The organism is Chitinimonas sp. BJYL2 (assembly GCF_027257935.1).
Lineage (GTDB): Bacteria > Pseudomonadota > Gammaproteobacteria > Burkholderiales > Chitinimonadaceae > Chitinimonas.
Genome location: NZ_JANZKW010000001.1, coordinates 1,031,213 through 1,043,700 on the forward strand (window position 1 = coordinate 1,031,213; position 12,488 = coordinate 1,043,700).

General features: G+C 64.3%; 14 protein-coding genes and 1 tRNA gene. 10 read left to right on the plus strand and 5 right to left on the minus strand.

All coding sequences use genetic code 11. The annotated features are described in order from the left end of the window. Nucleotides 1-46: 46 nt before the first annotated feature. Together O9X62_RS04790 and O9X62_RS04795 are read right to left on the minus strand one after the other, a co-directional pair. Nucleotides 47-120, minus strand: a tRNA-Gly gene (locus O9X62_RS04790). A 52-nt stretch (nucleotides 121-172) separates the two neighbouring features. After that, complete coding sequence (locus O9X62_RS04795; protein WP_269531625.1) at nucleotides 173-1,663, minus strand: YifB family Mg chelatase-like AAA ATPase; 1,491 nt, start codon at nucleotides 1,661-1,663, stop codon at nucleotides 173-175. Between the two features lie 170 nt (nucleotides 1,664-1,833). On the opposite strand from O9X62_RS04795, the gene O9X62_RS04800 reads away from it, so the two are divergent. Together O9X62_RS04800 and O9X62_RS04805 are read left to right on the plus strand one after the other, a co-directional pair. Further along, a complete protein-coding gene (locus O9X62_RS04800) occupies nucleotides 1,834-2,850 on the plus strand; it encodes a sensor histidine kinase (RefSeq protein ID WP_269531626.1) in 1,017 nt (338 codons plus the stop codon). Continuing rightward, nucleotides 2,847-3,605, plus strand: a complete 759-nt coding sequence (locus tag O9X62_RS04805; RefSeq protein ID WP_269531627.1) for a LytTR family DNA-binding domain-containing protein — start codon at nucleotides 2,847-2,849, stop codon at nucleotides 3,603-3,605. The genes O9X62_RS04800 and O9X62_RS04805 overlap by 4 nt, the downstream gene beginning before the upstream one ends. A 10-nt stretch (nucleotides 3,606-3,615) precedes the next feature. On the opposite strand, the gene O9X62_RS04810 is transcribed toward O9X62_RS04805, so the two are convergent. Together O9X62_RS04810 and O9X62_RS04815 are read right to left on the minus strand one after the other, a co-directional pair. Further along, nucleotides 3,616-4,047 (minus strand): SRPBCC domain-containing protein, encoded by a 432-nt coding sequence (locus O9X62_RS04810; RefSeq protein ID WP_269531628.1) that lies wholly within the window; start codon nucleotides 4,045-4,047, stop codon nucleotides 3,616-3,618. A gap of 19 nt (nucleotides 4,048-4,066) precedes the next feature. Further along, nucleotides 4,067-5,041 carry an alpha/beta fold hydrolase gene (locus O9X62_RS04815; RefSeq protein WP_269531629.1) on the minus strand — a complete coding sequence of 325 codons (975 nt, stop codon included), beginning with the start codon at nucleotides 5,039-5,041 and terminating at the stop codon, nucleotides 4,067-4,069. 46 nt (nucleotides 5,042-5,087) lie between these two features. Here O9X62_RS04815 and O9X62_RS04820 point away from each other — a divergent pair, with 46 nt between their 5' ends. Together O9X62_RS04820 and O9X62_RS04825 are read left to right on the plus strand one after the other, a co-directional pair. Then, a complete protein-coding gene (locus O9X62_RS04820) occupies nucleotides 5,088-6,026 on the plus strand; it encodes an alpha/beta hydrolase (protein WP_269531630.1) in 939 nt (312 codons plus the stop codon). Continuing rightward, nucleotides 6,023-6,877, plus strand: a complete 855-nt coding sequence (locus O9X62_RS04825; protein WP_269531631.1) for a GNAT family N-acetyltransferase — start codon at nucleotides 6,023-6,025, stop codon at nucleotides 6,875-6,877. Before O9X62_RS04820 ends, O9X62_RS04825 begins: the two co-directional genes overlap by 4 nt. Nucleotide 6,878: 1 nt before the next feature. On the opposite strand, the gene O9X62_RS04830 is transcribed toward O9X62_RS04825, so the two are convergent. Then, the gene (locus tag O9X62_RS04830; protein ID WP_269531632.1) at nucleotides 6,879-8,321 is read right to left on the minus strand and encodes a deoxyribodipyrimidine photo-lyase; all 1,443 of its coding nucleotides are present in this window, start codon (nucleotides 8,319-8,321) and stop codon (nucleotides 6,879-6,881) included. 74 nt (nucleotides 8,322-8,395) lie between these two features. Between O9X62_RS04830 and O9X62_RS04835 the strand changes: the two genes are divergently transcribed. The 6 genes from O9X62_RS04835 (at nucleotide 8,396) to O9X62_RS04860 (ending at nucleotide 12,406) form a co-directional block, all read left to right on the plus strand. After that, nucleotides 8,396-8,956 carry a YqgE/AlgH family protein gene (locus tag O9X62_RS04835; protein WP_269531633.1) on the plus strand — a complete coding sequence of 187 codons (561 nt, stop codon included), beginning with the start codon at nucleotides 8,396-8,398 and terminating at the stop codon, nucleotides 8,954-8,956. Continuing rightward, entirely contained in the window at nucleotides 8,953-9,372 is a 420-nt protein-coding gene (gene ruvX, locus O9X62_RS04840) for a Holliday junction resolvase RuvX (protein WP_269531634.1), read from the plus strand. The genes O9X62_RS04835 and ruvX overlap by 4 nt, the downstream gene beginning before the upstream one ends. 3 nt (nucleotides 9,373-9,375) lie before the next feature. Next, complete coding sequence (locus O9X62_RS04845; RefSeq protein ID WP_269531635.1) at nucleotides 9,376-9,828, plus strand: GNAT family N-acetyltransferase; 453 nt, start codon at nucleotides 9,376-9,378, stop codon at nucleotides 9,826-9,828. A 13-nt stretch (nucleotides 9,829-9,841) separates the two neighbouring features. Then, nucleotides 9,842-10,795, plus strand: coding sequence for an aspartate carbamoyltransferase catalytic subunit (locus tag O9X62_RS04850; protein WP_269531636.1), 954 nt, complete (start codon nucleotides 9,842-9,844; stop codon nucleotides 10,793-10,795). Next, nucleotides 10,792-12,078, plus strand: coding sequence for a dihydroorotase (locus O9X62_RS04855; protein WP_269531637.1), 1,287 nt, complete (start codon nucleotides 10,792-10,794; stop codon nucleotides 12,076-12,078). The genes O9X62_RS04850 and O9X62_RS04855 overlap by 4 nt, the downstream gene beginning before the upstream one ends. A 64-nt stretch (nucleotides 12,079-12,142) precedes the next feature. Further along, nucleotides 12,143-12,406 carry an acyl-CoA-binding protein gene (locus O9X62_RS04860; protein WP_269531638.1) on the plus strand — a complete coding sequence of 88 codons (264 nt, stop codon included), beginning with the start codon at nucleotides 12,143-12,145 and terminating at the stop codon, nucleotides 12,404-12,406. Nucleotides 12,407-12,488: the final 82 nt, after the last annotated feature.

The window sequence follows — 12,488 nt, forward strand, 5'->3', positions numbered from 1 at the left end:
TCGCAGTGTAGCGTGAAGCCGTCGGGGTGGTGTTACAGCGGGAGAGTGGAGCGGGCGATGGGAATCGAACCCACGGCTCTAGCTTGGGAAGCTAGGGTATTGCCATTATACGACGCCCGCTCGGACGTCCAGATTCTAGTCCAGATGGCCGCTCGGGGCCAAGCGCCAGCGCTCAGAGTGCACGGCGGTACTGGATGGCTTCGGCCAGATGCGAGGCGAGGATCAGCTCGCTATCGGCCAGATCGGCAATCGTGCGGGCTACGCGCAGGATGCGGTGGTAAGCGCGGGCTGAGAGATCCAGCCGGGTCATGGCCGTGTGCATCAGCTGCTGGCCGGCGCTGTCGAGGTATGCATGGCTATCAAGATCACGGCTGCCAAGGCGGGCGTTGTCGCAGCCTTGCCGGGCCAGCTGGCGTGCGCGTGCGGTGGTGGTACGGGCGCGGATGGCGGCACTGGATTCGCTCTGAACCGGAGTGCTCAGTTCGAGTTGCGAGACGGCGGGCACCTCGATGATCAGGTCGATGCGATCCAGAAACGGCCCCGACAGCTTGCCCTTGTAGCGGCTCACCTGATCGGGCGTGCAGCGGCAGCGGCCGTTGGGGTGGCCGGCATAGCCGCAGGGGCACGGGTTCATCGCAGCGACGAGCTGGAAGGCGGCCGGGAACTCCGCCTGACGTGCCGCGCGCGAGATGGTGATGCGGCGGTTTTCCAGCGGTTCGCGCAGCACTTCGAGCACTTTTCTGTCGAATTCGGGCAGCTCGTCCAGAAACAGCACGCCGCCGTGGGCGAGGCTGATCTCGCCGGGTCGCGGGTCGGAGCCGCCACCCACTAGCGCGACCGACGAAGCGGTGTGATGCGGCTGTCGATAAGGGCGTTGGCCGAATCGTGCCGGGTCAAACCCTTGCGAGCCCAGCGATTGCAAGGCCGCGGCTTCGAGCGCTTCGGCTTGCGCCATGGGCGGCAGCAAGCCGGGCAGACGGCTGGCCAGCATGGATTTACCGGTGCCTGGCGGGCCCACCATCAACAGCGAGTGCGCGCCCGCTGCGGCGATTTCGAGCGCGCGTTTGGCGGGGAGCTGGCCTTTGACATCGGCCAGATCGGGGTAGCCGGCAGGGGCATCGCAGGGTGGGGCCTCGGCCCTCGCCAGTGCGGTGTGACCAGCCAGATGGGCACAGACGGCGTTGAGACTGTCGGCGCCATATACGGCGGTCTCGGCAATCAATGCGGCTTCAGCTGCATTGGCGCTGGGCACGATGAAGGCGCGGCCCGCCCGGCTGGCGGCCAGCGACATGGCCAGCGCGCCACGTACCGGGCGTAGCTCGCCGGTCAGTGCCAGCTCGCCCGCAAATTCATAGTCTGCCAATGCCGCCATCGGCAGCTGATCGCTGGCCGCGAGGATGCCCAGCGCAATCGCCAGATCGAAGCGGCCGCTCTCCTTGGGCAGGTCGGCCGGGGCCAGATTCACCGTGATGCGTCGTGCCGGGAAATCGTAGCGCGCCGTCTGGATCGCCGCGCGGACACGGTCGCGGGCTTCCTTGACCTCGGTATCGGGCAGGCCAACGATGTTGAACGCCGGCAGGCCATTGGCAAGGTGCGCTTCGACGACGACTTCGGGTGCGGCAACGCCGTTCAGTGCGCGGCTGTAGAGCACGGCCAGCGACATGCGGATTCCTTGTTCAGGGCGAGTTGCGGCGGATTACAGCACGCGTACTGGACGGCGGCATCGTCAGTCCGGCGCGGCCGGGGTTGGTAAAGGCCGGTCTTGCCGCTATGTTGGTAAGCCCGACATGGATGGTTTCACGTGTTACCCACTACGCCACTCAAGATAACCCTGTGAATAGTCCCTTAGCCCCCACCATTCCTGATCGCCTGCCCGATTTCCGTAATCTGGGCGTGGTGTTGCGCGTGCTGGTGGGTGTCAACCTGATTGCACTGGCGGTAAGCCTGGCTGGGTCGGATACCTTGCCGGATGGCGGCTCGCGTTTCATGGCGGGCGCAGCCCTGCTCGAACCAGCCTTGTTGGTCCTGATGGCGATGCTGGCCGGCCTGCGCGACACCCTGCGCGCGTTGCCCTACACGGCGGGGGCCTTGCTGGTGCTACTGCTAGCCATGGGTACGGCAGGATTAAGCCACTGGGCGCTGGCCATGCTGTTTCCCACCAATGCTGCAGCCTATGGCCGCACCCTGGTGATAGCGGCGGCACTGACACTGGTGCTGCTGGGGTATTTCCGCCTGCGCGGCCGGGCGCTCTCGCCCCTGCTCACCGAAGCGCGTTTGCAGGCGCTGCAGGCTCGCATCCGCCCGCACTTCCTGTTCAACAGCCTCAACGCGGTGCTGAGCCTGATCCGCAGCGAACCGCGCAAGGCCGAGCGCGCACTGGAAGACTTGGCCGATCTGTTCCGCGTGTTCATGGCCGAGAACCGCGATCTGGTACCGCTGAAGCGCGAGGTGGAACTGGCGCGCCAGTATCTGGGTCTGGAGTCCTTAAGGCTGGGCGAACGCCTGCGGACCGAATGGCACCTGGAGAACATGCCCGGCGATGCGGCGGTGCCGCCACTGATTCTTCAGCCGTTGCTCGAAAACGCGGTCTACCATGGAATCGAGCCCTCGATACAGCCGGGGGTGATCGCAATTAATGTGTTTCGCGCAAGGAATGAGTTGCATATCGATATCCGTAACCCCTATTACAAAGAGGGGGGACGGCACCACGCCGGCAACAAGATGGCGATGGGCAATATCCGCGAGCGGCTGAGTCTGCACTTTGATGCGGAAGCCAGCCTGAAAACCACCGTAGGCAGCGACTATTATCAAGTGCATATCATCGTGCCTTACCGACCAGCGAAATCATGACCGCCACGCTCAGACTCTTTCTGGTTGACGACGAGCCGCTCGCTTTGAGCCGGCTACAGGATCTGCTGGCCGAGTGCCGCCCCAACTATCCGCATGAGGTGGTGGGTACGGCGCAGACCGGCACCGAGGCGGTGGAGAAGCTGGTGCAGCACCCTGCCGATCTGGTGCTCACCGATATCAACATGCCGGGCATGAACGGGCTGGAGCTGGCGCGCCATCTGGGCCGCCTGCATCACCGCCCGGCCGTGGTGTTCTGCACGGCGCATGATGAGTTCGCCGTGCAGGCGTTTGAAGTGCACGCGCTCGATTACCTGCTCAAGCCCATCCGTATCGAGCGCCTGGCTGCCGCGCTGGCACGGGCACGCGAGATGCCCCATGCCAACCACGACACGCTGGCGGCGCTATCGACCAGTGCACGGCGATACTTCAGTGTGGCCGAGCGTGGCCGGGTGCGGCTGGTGCCGGTGGACGCGGTGCTCTATCTCAAGGCCGAGCTCAAGTATGTGACCCTGAAAACGCGTGAGGCGGAGTTCCTGCTCGAAGAATCACTGACCCAGCTCGAAACCGAATTCGGCGAGCGCTTCCTGCGTATCCACCGCAACTGCCTGGTGGCCCGCGAGAAGCTGCTGGGCTTTGAACGCGACCATGATGAGGGTGAAGGCCACTGGGTGGCCGTGCTGGATGGCTGCGCCGACAAGTTGCCGGTCAGTCGCCGTCAGGCCCATGTGGTGCGCGAGTTCCGGCGCGCCGGTTAAGACGGGTGCATCAAGCGGGGGGGCTCAGCACCTCTGCTGTCAGCCGATCCAGATTCTGTTCATTGGCCGGGGCCACGATATGCGCGACGCCGCTGGCGACGCGTGGGTCGTCGAATACCTGCACCCAGCGAACCTGTGTACCTGTGCCGCCATCTATCGGAGCCAGTGAGATGGTGAGCCGGTAGCGCGGCTGCGATACATGCTGGATCACCAAGCGTTCGTTGAGGACGATCTCGGCAAAGCGGCTTTCGTTGGGATAGTGCTTGTTGTCCGGACCGTGCATCACATATACCCAGGCGCCTCCGGGCTCGAATTCACAGTGGCTGAACGTGTTGCTGAACCCGGCAGGCCCCCACCAGCGCGCCAGACGTGCAGGGTCGGTAAAGGCGGCAAACACGGTAGCGGGCGAGGCAGGAATGTCGCGGCGGGTGTCGAAGTGCATGGGGGCCTCGCCGCGAGCTTCAGTGGCCGCTGACGGCCTCGGCCGCTTGCAGTGAGTCCAGCGCGGGGGCAGTTTGTGTCAGCCCGGCCAGAAAACGCAGATAAACACGCGCCGTCGCCTCGGGCTTCTCCATCATCGGTACATGGCCGCAGGCAGGAATGATGGCAGCCTGCGCGTTGGCAATGCCGGCCTGGAACAGCTTGATCGAGGAGATATCCAGGACACGGTCGTCGTCGCCCCAAAGAATCAGCGTCGGAGCGCTGATCTGGGGCATGCGCTGATCCAGCCACACACGTTCGGTGAAGATCTCGTGGAACACCGCGTCCTGGTCATCCGATGCGAGTACGCGCTGGTCGATCTGGTAATCGCGCAGAAAGCCCGGCAGCCAGGGTGGGCGGTGGTAAACGAGCTTGAGCACCCGGTCGAAATCCGCCTCGTTGCGCACCAGCAGCCAGTTTTCACCGGCCATCGCGGCTTCGTAGAACGGGCTGCGCTTGGGCATATCCACACCCGCCGCGTTGAACAGGGCCAGCGAGGCAATCCGCTGCGGATAGGCCGCCGCAAAGGCCGCCGCAAAATAGCCGCCCAGTGAGTTACCGCACAGATGCACCTGTTCCAGATGCAGCATGTCGAAGAAGTCCTTGAGCCGCGCCACCTGGCGATCCAGCGAATACGATTGGCCCGGCAGGTAGCCGGTCTCGCCGAAACCGGGCAGATCGGGAATCAGGATGCGGAAATCCTTGCCCAGATGGGGTGTCATCAGCACCCAGTTGTCGCCGTCACCAGCAAAGCCGTGCAGCAACACCATGGGCGGCGCATCACGCCGTCCGGCTTCGTGGTAGACCAGCTCGAAGCCATCCACGCCGATGGTGTGACGCACATAGCCGGCGCGCTTGCGCAGCAGCGTGATTGTCAGCGTGGCCCAGTGGCGCCAGGTCAGGCCAATGCCGACGAGGACAACGCCAGCAAGGCCGACGACGAGCCACGGGTTCATGGTTTACTCTCCACTTCGTTCATTTCCGTATTCTAGCCACGTCCCCATGCAGATCGATACTTTCACAGCAAGTGATGGTGTGCGTATCACGCGCTACCACTGGCCGGTTGCTGCGCCTCGCCGGCTTGTCGTCATTGCCCATGGCATGGCCGAACACGCCGCCCGTTATGATGCGCTGGCCCGCCATCTGAACACGCATGGCTGCAGCGTGTGGGCGCTGGATCACCGGGGCCACGGTGGCAGCGCCCATGGGCGACCGGGACACTTTGCCGATGCGTCGGGCTGGGACGCCGTGGTGGGCGATCTGATCCGCTTGCTGGAGAACGTCCGCGCCAGCCATCCCGGTGTGCCCTTGGCCTTGCTGGGCCACAGCATGGGCGCCTTTGTGGCGCGCTCGCTGGTTCTGCAGCGTCCCGGCCTGATGGATGGTTTGATCCTCTCCGCGCCGGGCTTCCGCCAGGCCAGACTGGCCCGCTGGATGGGGCGCATTGCGGCCTGGGATGCTGGCCGACGCGGTGCGGACCAGCCCTCGTCCTTCTTGCGCAAGCTGGTGTTCGGCACCTTCAATCTGCGCTTTTTGCCAGCCCGCACCCCATTTGACTGGCTCAGCCGAGATCCGGCCACGGTGGATGCGTATATCGCCGATCCGCAATGCGGTTTCGATTGCACGCCGCGGCTCTGGCAGGACCTGTTCGAGGCGATTGTGGCCATGGAGGCGCGGGAAGGCAGCTTGGCCACTCTGCTGCCCGCGAGACTGTCGGTCTGGTTGATGGCCGGCTCGCACGATCCGGTCAGCATGGGTGGCAAGGGCTGCAAACAGCTGGCACAGCACTATGTCGCGCGCGGTGTGCGCGATGTGTACACCACCATCTACCCCGGCGGCCGCCACGAAATGTTCAACGAAACCAACCGCGACGAGGTCTGGCAGGCGCTGGTGCAATGGCTGGATCGGCGCTTTGATGGCAAGGCAGAGGCCGCACCATGAGCGCGCCCAGCCTGCGCACGCTGGAAGGCGTGCCCCTTGCCCAGTTGCACGAGGCCTTCATGGCCGCGTTCGCCGATTACAGCGAGCCGATACGGATGGATCAGGCCGGTTTTGCCACCTTGCTCCAACGGCGCGGCTTTGACGCGGCCTTGTCGGCCGGTGCGTTTGCAGGCGAGACGCTGGTGGCGTTCCACCTGATCTGCAAGGGCGAACACGGTGGCCGGCCCTCGGCCTACGACACCGGCACCGGTGTATTGCCGGCTTGGCGCGGCCAGCGCTTGAGCCAAGCCCTGTTCACCCAACTTCTACCGATCTGGCAAGCCGCGGGTCTCACGCAATGCGTGCTGGAAGTCATCGATACCAACACGCCGGCACGGCGCAGTTACGAAGCCTGCGGTTTTGCACCCGTGCGCCGCTTTGATTGCTTGACCCTGCCCATCCTGCCACCCGATGCACTGCCTGCCGGCGTGCAGCTGCGCGAAGTCAGTGCCGCCGCTGTGCCGGCGGCATGCCTGGCTTGGCTGGCGGAAGCCCCTAGCTGGCAGAACAGCCCGGCCTCGCTGGCGCGCAGCCCGCGACCCTTTGTGCAGCTGCGACAGGAGAGCGACGGCCGGCCGCTGGCCATCGGCGTACTCCATCCCGATACCGGCGATGTGCCGCTGTTTGCCGTGCGTCCTGAAGCCCGCCGCCTGGGGTTGGGCACCGCCCTGATTGCCAGCCTGCGGGGTCGCTCTACCAAGCCGCTGCGTTTCATCAATCTGACCGAGGGCAGCGCTTCGGTGGCTTTGCTGCAAAGGCTCGGGGCGGAAATCAATGCGCGCCAGTTCGAGATGATCTGGCGCTGGGATTGAATCAGCCGCGCTTGAACAACGCCAGCGCCAGCTCGCGCTGCACGGCGTGGTCCACTACCGGCTCGGGATAGTCCACCCCCAGCCGCACGCCGGCGCCGGCCAGCTCGATCGGTCGGGCCAGCCATGGCGCATGCAGCGCCTTGGTGGGCAGCTTGGCCAGTTCGGGCACATAGCGGCGGATGAACTTGCCCTCGGCGTCGAACTTTTCACTCTGGCTGACCGGGTTGAAGATGCGGAAGTACGGCTGTGCATCGCAACCTGTGCTCGCGGCCCATTGCCAGCCGCCGTTGTTGGCGGCTAGATCAAAGTCGATCAGCTTTTCGGCAAAGTAGCGCTCGCCCCAGCGCCAATCAATCAGCAGATCCTTGACCAGAAAACTCGCCGCCACCATGCGCAGGCGGTTGTGCATGAAGCCGGTCTGGTTCATCTGCCGCATGGCGGCATCGACGATCGGGTAACCCGTGCGGCCCTCGCACCAGGCGGCGAAGAGGTCCTCGTTGTTGGGGAAGGGCAGTGCCTCGTATTCGGGCTTGAAGGCGTGTTCGACCACATCGGGCCGGTGGTAAAGGATCTGGTGATAGAAGTCGCGCCAGATCAGCTCGCCCAGCCAGCCCAGGCTCCCGGCAGTCTGACGATCCCAAGCCGCACTGGCCAGCTGGCGGATCGAGGTCGTACCAAAACGCAGATGTACCGAGAGATACGACACGCCCTTGATTGCCGGGTAGTCGCGTGCGTCCTTGTAGCGGTCGATGCGATCGCAAAAGTCTTCGAAAAGCGCCGATGCACCTTCCGGCCCCGGCTGCACGCCCAGCGCCAGCAGATTGGTGCGTGCAAAGCCCAGTGCTTCCAGGCTGGGCAGAGGTTCGGGCACGCGCTTGGCTAAAGCGTCCAGATAGCGCTCCACCGGGTAGCTGCGCAGATAGAACGGGCTCAGCTGCTTGTACCAGGCGTTCTTGTACGGCGTGTACACGCTGAAATAGCGGCCGGCCTGGGTCAGCACCTCGTCGCGCTCGAAGATGACCTGGTCTTTGAAGGTGTGGAAATCGATACCCTGTGCTGCCAGTGCGGCTTGGACCTGTGCATCGCGCGCGATGGCGGCGGGCTCGTAATCGTGATTGGTGTACACCGCCTGCGCGCCCAGTTCGCGCGCCAGTTGCGGCAAGGCCTCGGCCGCCACGGCGTGGCGCACGAGCAGATCGCTGCCGCGAGCCTGCAACTGTCGCTTGAGCGCGTCTATCGTTTCCCAGATGAACTCCACGCGCCGGTCGGCACGCGGCAAGGCATCGAGAATGGCACGATCAAACACGAAGACCGGGATGACGGCAGCAGACTGCTTGAGCGCATGAAACAGCGCAGCATGGTCGTGCAGGCGCAGGTCGCGGCGCAGCCAGACCAGGGCAGTGGTGTAATGCGGCATGGTGTGTCCATGTTTTGTACGGTTCATTTAGTTTAACCCGCCCGGGTCGGTCGCGCAGCACAGCCCGGCAGGCGGCAAACACGTATGCGATAATTCCCCTTATGGAAACCATCAACCTGAGTCGCCAGTTCCTGATTGCCATGCCGGCCATGGCCGACCCGCTGTTTGCGCGGGCGCTCGTGTTCGTCTGCGATCACAGCGATCAGGGCGCGATGGGCGTGATCGTCAATCGCCCACTGGGCATGGATGTGCGTACCCTGTTCGAGCAGGTCGATATCGAGCTCAAGCGCGAAGACGTGGCCGGGCAGGAAGTCCACTTCGGCGGCCCGGTGCAGACCGACCGTGGCTTTGTGCTGCACCAGCCGCTGGGTAACTGGCAATCCACGCTGGCCGTAGAAGATGATCTGGGTCTCACCACGTCCAAGGATGTGTTGTTGGCCGTGGGTGATGGCGAAGGCCCGGACCGCATGTTCATCACGCTGGGCTACGCAGGCTGGGAAGCCGGCCAGCTCGAAGGCGAGCTCGCACAGAACGCCTGGCTGACCGTGGAAGCCGATATCGAACTGATCTTCCAGCTGCCCGCCGAAAAGCGCTACGACGCGGCGCTGGGTTTGCTGGGCATCGATATGGCCATGCTGTCGGATACGGCGGGGCACGCTTGAGCGGCTACGTGCTGGCCTTCGACTTCGGCGAGGTCCGCATCGGCGTGGCCGGCGGCAGCATGGAACTCGGTATCGCCACCCCGTTGGCTACGGTAACGGGGGCCGGCAATGATGAAAAATTTGCGGCCATCGGCAAGCTGATCCAGGAGTGGCAGCCGACTCAGCTGGTCGTTGGCCTGCCCAGCCATCTTGATGGCACGGAACACGAACTGAGCCGCCTCAGCCGCACCTTCGCCAATCGCCTCAACGGCCGCTTCGGCCTGCCGGTGGCACTGGTGGACGAGCGGCTGACCTCGGTCGAAGCCGACAGCCTGCTGAGCGAGGCGCAGACCTTCGGCAAAAAGCGCAAGGCGGCGCTTGATCAGGTGGCGGCGATGCGGATTTTGCAGTGCTGGTTTGACCAGCCTGCGTCGTAAGCCATGCAGACCTGCCTAGCAACGCGCCCGTTTGCCCAGGCTGATGCAAAGGCTGTGTCTGGCCTGCTCGACCAGCTCGGCTACCCGGTCGAAAGCGAATCGCAGGTACTGGCACGTTACGCCGACCTCGCCGGTGATGATAAACAGGCCGTGCTGGTCGCCGAATGCGCAGGCAAGGTCGTTGGACTGATCCACATGGCACGGGTGTACCTGCTGGCCTCCGACGGTTATGTGGAAGTGCATGCGCTGGTGGTAGACGAAGCCGCGCGCGGCATGGGCGTGGGTGCCCGGCTGCTGGACGCGGCAGAGGTCTGGACCCAGCGCTTCGGCAATTTGCGCGTGCGTCTCGGTTCGGGTGTGCATCGCCTAGAGGCACACCGGTTTTACGAACACCTAGGGTATACAAAGCGGCCCGGCTTCACGTTTGAGAAGCGCCTGACGGCCGCGGCAATCTGAAAGGCATCGGACGATGTACAACCCCCAACTCAACCGCCACGGCGAGCTGATCCACCTGCTCAGCACCGAAGGCCTGCCTGCCGCGATCCTGCGGCGCATACTCGACCGCGCGGCGACCTATGTGGCCGCCGGCGAGCAGGGCGAGAAGAAGCACGGCGATCTGGCCGGCAAGAGCGTGTTCAATCTGTTCTTCGAGAACTCCACGCGCACCCGCACGACTTTCGAGATTGCCCAGAAGCGCCTCAGCGCCGATGTGCACAGCCTCAATATCCAGGCCAGTTCCACGGCCAAGGGTGAGACGCTGCTCGATACGATTCACAACCTCGAAGCGATGGGCGCGGACATGTTTGTGGTGCGCCACGCCGAATCGGGCGCGCCCTTCCTGATCGCCAAGCATGTGCAGCCCGGTGTGGCCGTGGTCAACGCCGGTGACGGCCGCCACGCGCACCCGACGCAGGCGCTGCTCGATATGTACACGATCCGCCACTACAAGGGCGATTTCCAGAACCTGACCGTGGCGATTGTCGGTGACATCCTGCACAGCCGCGTGGCGCGCTCGCAGATTCATGCGCTGACCACGCTGGGCGTGCCCGAAGTGCGCGTGATCGGCCCCAAGACGCTGCTGCCGCGCGATGTCGAACAACTCGGCGTGCGCGTGTTCCATGATCTGCGCGAGGGCCTCAAGGGCGTGGACGTGATCATCGCCCTGCGTCTGCAGAACGAGCGCATGCACGGCGCGCTGCTGCCCAGCGCCAACGAATTCAACCAGTGCTACGGCCTGAGCCGCGACACGGTGGCACTGGCCAAGCCTGACGCCATCGTCATGCACCCCGGCCCGATGAACCGCGGGGTGGAAATCGACTCCGCGGTGGCCGACGGCCCGCAATCAGTCATCCTCAACCAAGTCACTTTCGGCATTGCGGTACGCATGGCCGTGATGAGCCTGCTTTCGGAGGCCCGCGCATGACCACGTCCCTGCACCTCAAGAACGGCCGCGTGATCGACCCGGCCAGCGGCCTCGATACGGTCGCCGATGTCTTCATTGCCGACGGCAAGATCGCCGCCATTGGCACTGCCCCGGCCGGCTTTGCCGCCGGCAGCGCCATCGATGCCTCGGGCCTGACCGTGATGCCGGGTCTGGTCGATCTGGCTGCGCGCCTTGGCGAGCCCGGTGGCGAACACAAGCACAAGCTGCGCTCCGAGCTGCAAGCAGCCGTGGCCGGCGGCGTGACCACGCTGTGCGCCATGCCCGACACCAAGCCCGCGCTTGATCAGCCCAGCCTCGTGCAGATGCTGCGCCAGAAGGCCGATGCGCTGGGTCTGGCGCGTGTGCTCCCCGTAGGTGCATTGACGCGTGGCCTCGACGGCAAGGAACTGACCGAATTCGCCAAGCTAGCCGGCGCCGGCTGCGTGGCGTTTACCCAGGCCGACAAGCCGCTGCCCGACCACCGCGTCCTGCTGCGTGCCATGCAATACGCGGCCACCTTCGGCCATACGCTGCGCCTGCGTCCGCAGGATGTGAGCCTGGCCGAAGGCGGCGTGGCCCACGAAGGCCAGGTCGCCACGCGGCTTGGTTTGCCACCGGTGCCGGCTGTGGCCGAAACCGTGGCGATCTCGACCATCGTGATTCTGATGAAGGACAGCGGTGCCCGCGTGCATCTGGAGCGCGTGTCCACGCGTGAAGGCCTGGAAATGATTGCTGCGGCACGCGCCTACGGTTTGCCGCTGAGCTGCGATGTGAGCATCAACCATGTGCATCTGGCCGATATCGACATCGGCTATTTCGACAGCAATATGCGCCTGAGCCCGCCGCTGCGCGGCGTGAGCGACCGCGATGCGATCCAGCACGGCCTGCTCGACGGCACGATTGCCGCGATCTGTTCTGACCACAACCCGGTCGGCAACGACGACAAGCTGGTCCCGTTTGGCGAAGCCAAGCCGGGCGCCACCGGTCTGGAACTGCTGCTGTCGATGACGCTGGCCTGGGCCGAGCAAAAACATGTGCCGCTGCCGCAGGCGCTGGCCAAGATCAGCAGCGCGCCGGCCGCGTTGATGGGTCTGCCTGCAGGCCAACTGGCGGTGGGTGCGCCGGCGGATATCTGCGTGTTCGATCCCTACGCCAACTGGCGCGCCACGCCGGAGAATTTGCGTTCGAGTGGCAAGCACACCCCGTTTGCAGGGATGGAATTGCGTGGCAAAGTTCGCTACACCTTAGTGGGTGGCGAGGTGGTTTATCGTCAGGATGCTTGACTCAAGCAAACGCTTGATTGAAATTGCGGTTTGTCCGCTCTCCAACCGATACAAGGAACGTCTCATGTCCGATCTCGACGCCAAGTTCAAAACCGCTGCTGAAGATGTCACCAAACTGTCCGAAGCGCCCGACAACTCGGTCAAGCTCAAGCTCTACGCGTTGTTCAAGCAGGCTTCCGAGGGCGACGTGAAGGGCGACAAGCCCGGCATGTTCGACTTCGTGGCCGGCGCCAAGTACAACGCCTGGGCCGAGCTGGCCGGTACCGATTCCGATACCGCCAAGCAGAAGTACATCGACCTGGTCGAAGCGCTGAAGGCCAAGGAATAAGCGTTTCACCACGCCATTAAAAGCCGACCTCCGGGTCGGCTTTGTGCTTTCTGGCGCAGACGGATCTCGTGGTAGGGTGCAA

Excerpts from the sequence above, each read along its gene's own strand:
- O9X62_RS04795 (WP_269531625.1), bottom strand. The coding sequence starts at position 1,663 with ATGTCGCTGGCCGTGCTCTACAGCCGCGCACTGAACGGCGTTGCCGCA.
- O9X62_RS04805 (WP_269531627.1), top strand. The coding sequence starts at position 2,847 with ATGACCGCCACGCTCAGACTCTTTCTGGTTGACGACGAGCCGCTCGCT.
- O9X62_RS04810 (WP_269531628.1), bottom strand. The coding sequence starts at position 4,047 with ATGCACTTCGACACCCGCCGCGACATTCCTGCCTCGCCCGCTACCGTG.
- O9X62_RS04815 (WP_269531629.1), bottom strand. The coding sequence starts at position 5,041 with ATGAACCCGTGGCTCGTCGTCGGCCTTGCTGGCGTTGTCCTCGTCGGC.
- O9X62_RS04820 (WP_269531630.1), top strand. The coding sequence starts at position 5,088 with ATGCAGATCGATACTTTCACAGCAAGTGATGGTGTGCGTATCACGCGC.
- O9X62_RS04825 (WP_269531631.1), top strand. The coding sequence starts at position 6,023 with ATGAGCGCGCCCAGCCTGCGCACGCTGGAAGGCGTGCCCCTTGCCCAG.
- O9X62_RS04830 (WP_269531632.1), bottom strand. The coding sequence starts at position 8,321 with ATGAACCGTACAAAACATGGACACACCATGCCGCATTACACCACTGCC.
- O9X62_RS04835 (WP_269531633.1), top strand. The coding sequence starts at position 8,396 with ATGGAAACCATCAACCTGAGTCGCCAGTTCCTGATTGCCATGCCGGCC.
- O9X62_RS04845 (WP_269531635.1), top strand. The coding sequence starts at position 9,376 with ATGCAGACCTGCCTAGCAACGCGCCCGTTTGCCCAGGCTGATGCAAAG.
- O9X62_RS04850 (WP_269531636.1), top strand. The coding sequence starts at position 9,842 with ATGTACAACCCCCAACTCAACCGCCACGGCGAGCTGATCCACCTGCTC.
- O9X62_RS04855 (WP_269531637.1), top strand. The coding sequence starts at position 10,792 with ATGACCACGTCCCTGCACCTCAAGAACGGCCGCGTGATCGACCCGGCC.
- O9X62_RS04860 (WP_269531638.1), top strand. The coding sequence starts at position 12,143 with ATGTCCGATCTCGACGCCAAGTTCAAAACCGCTGCTGAAGATGTCACC.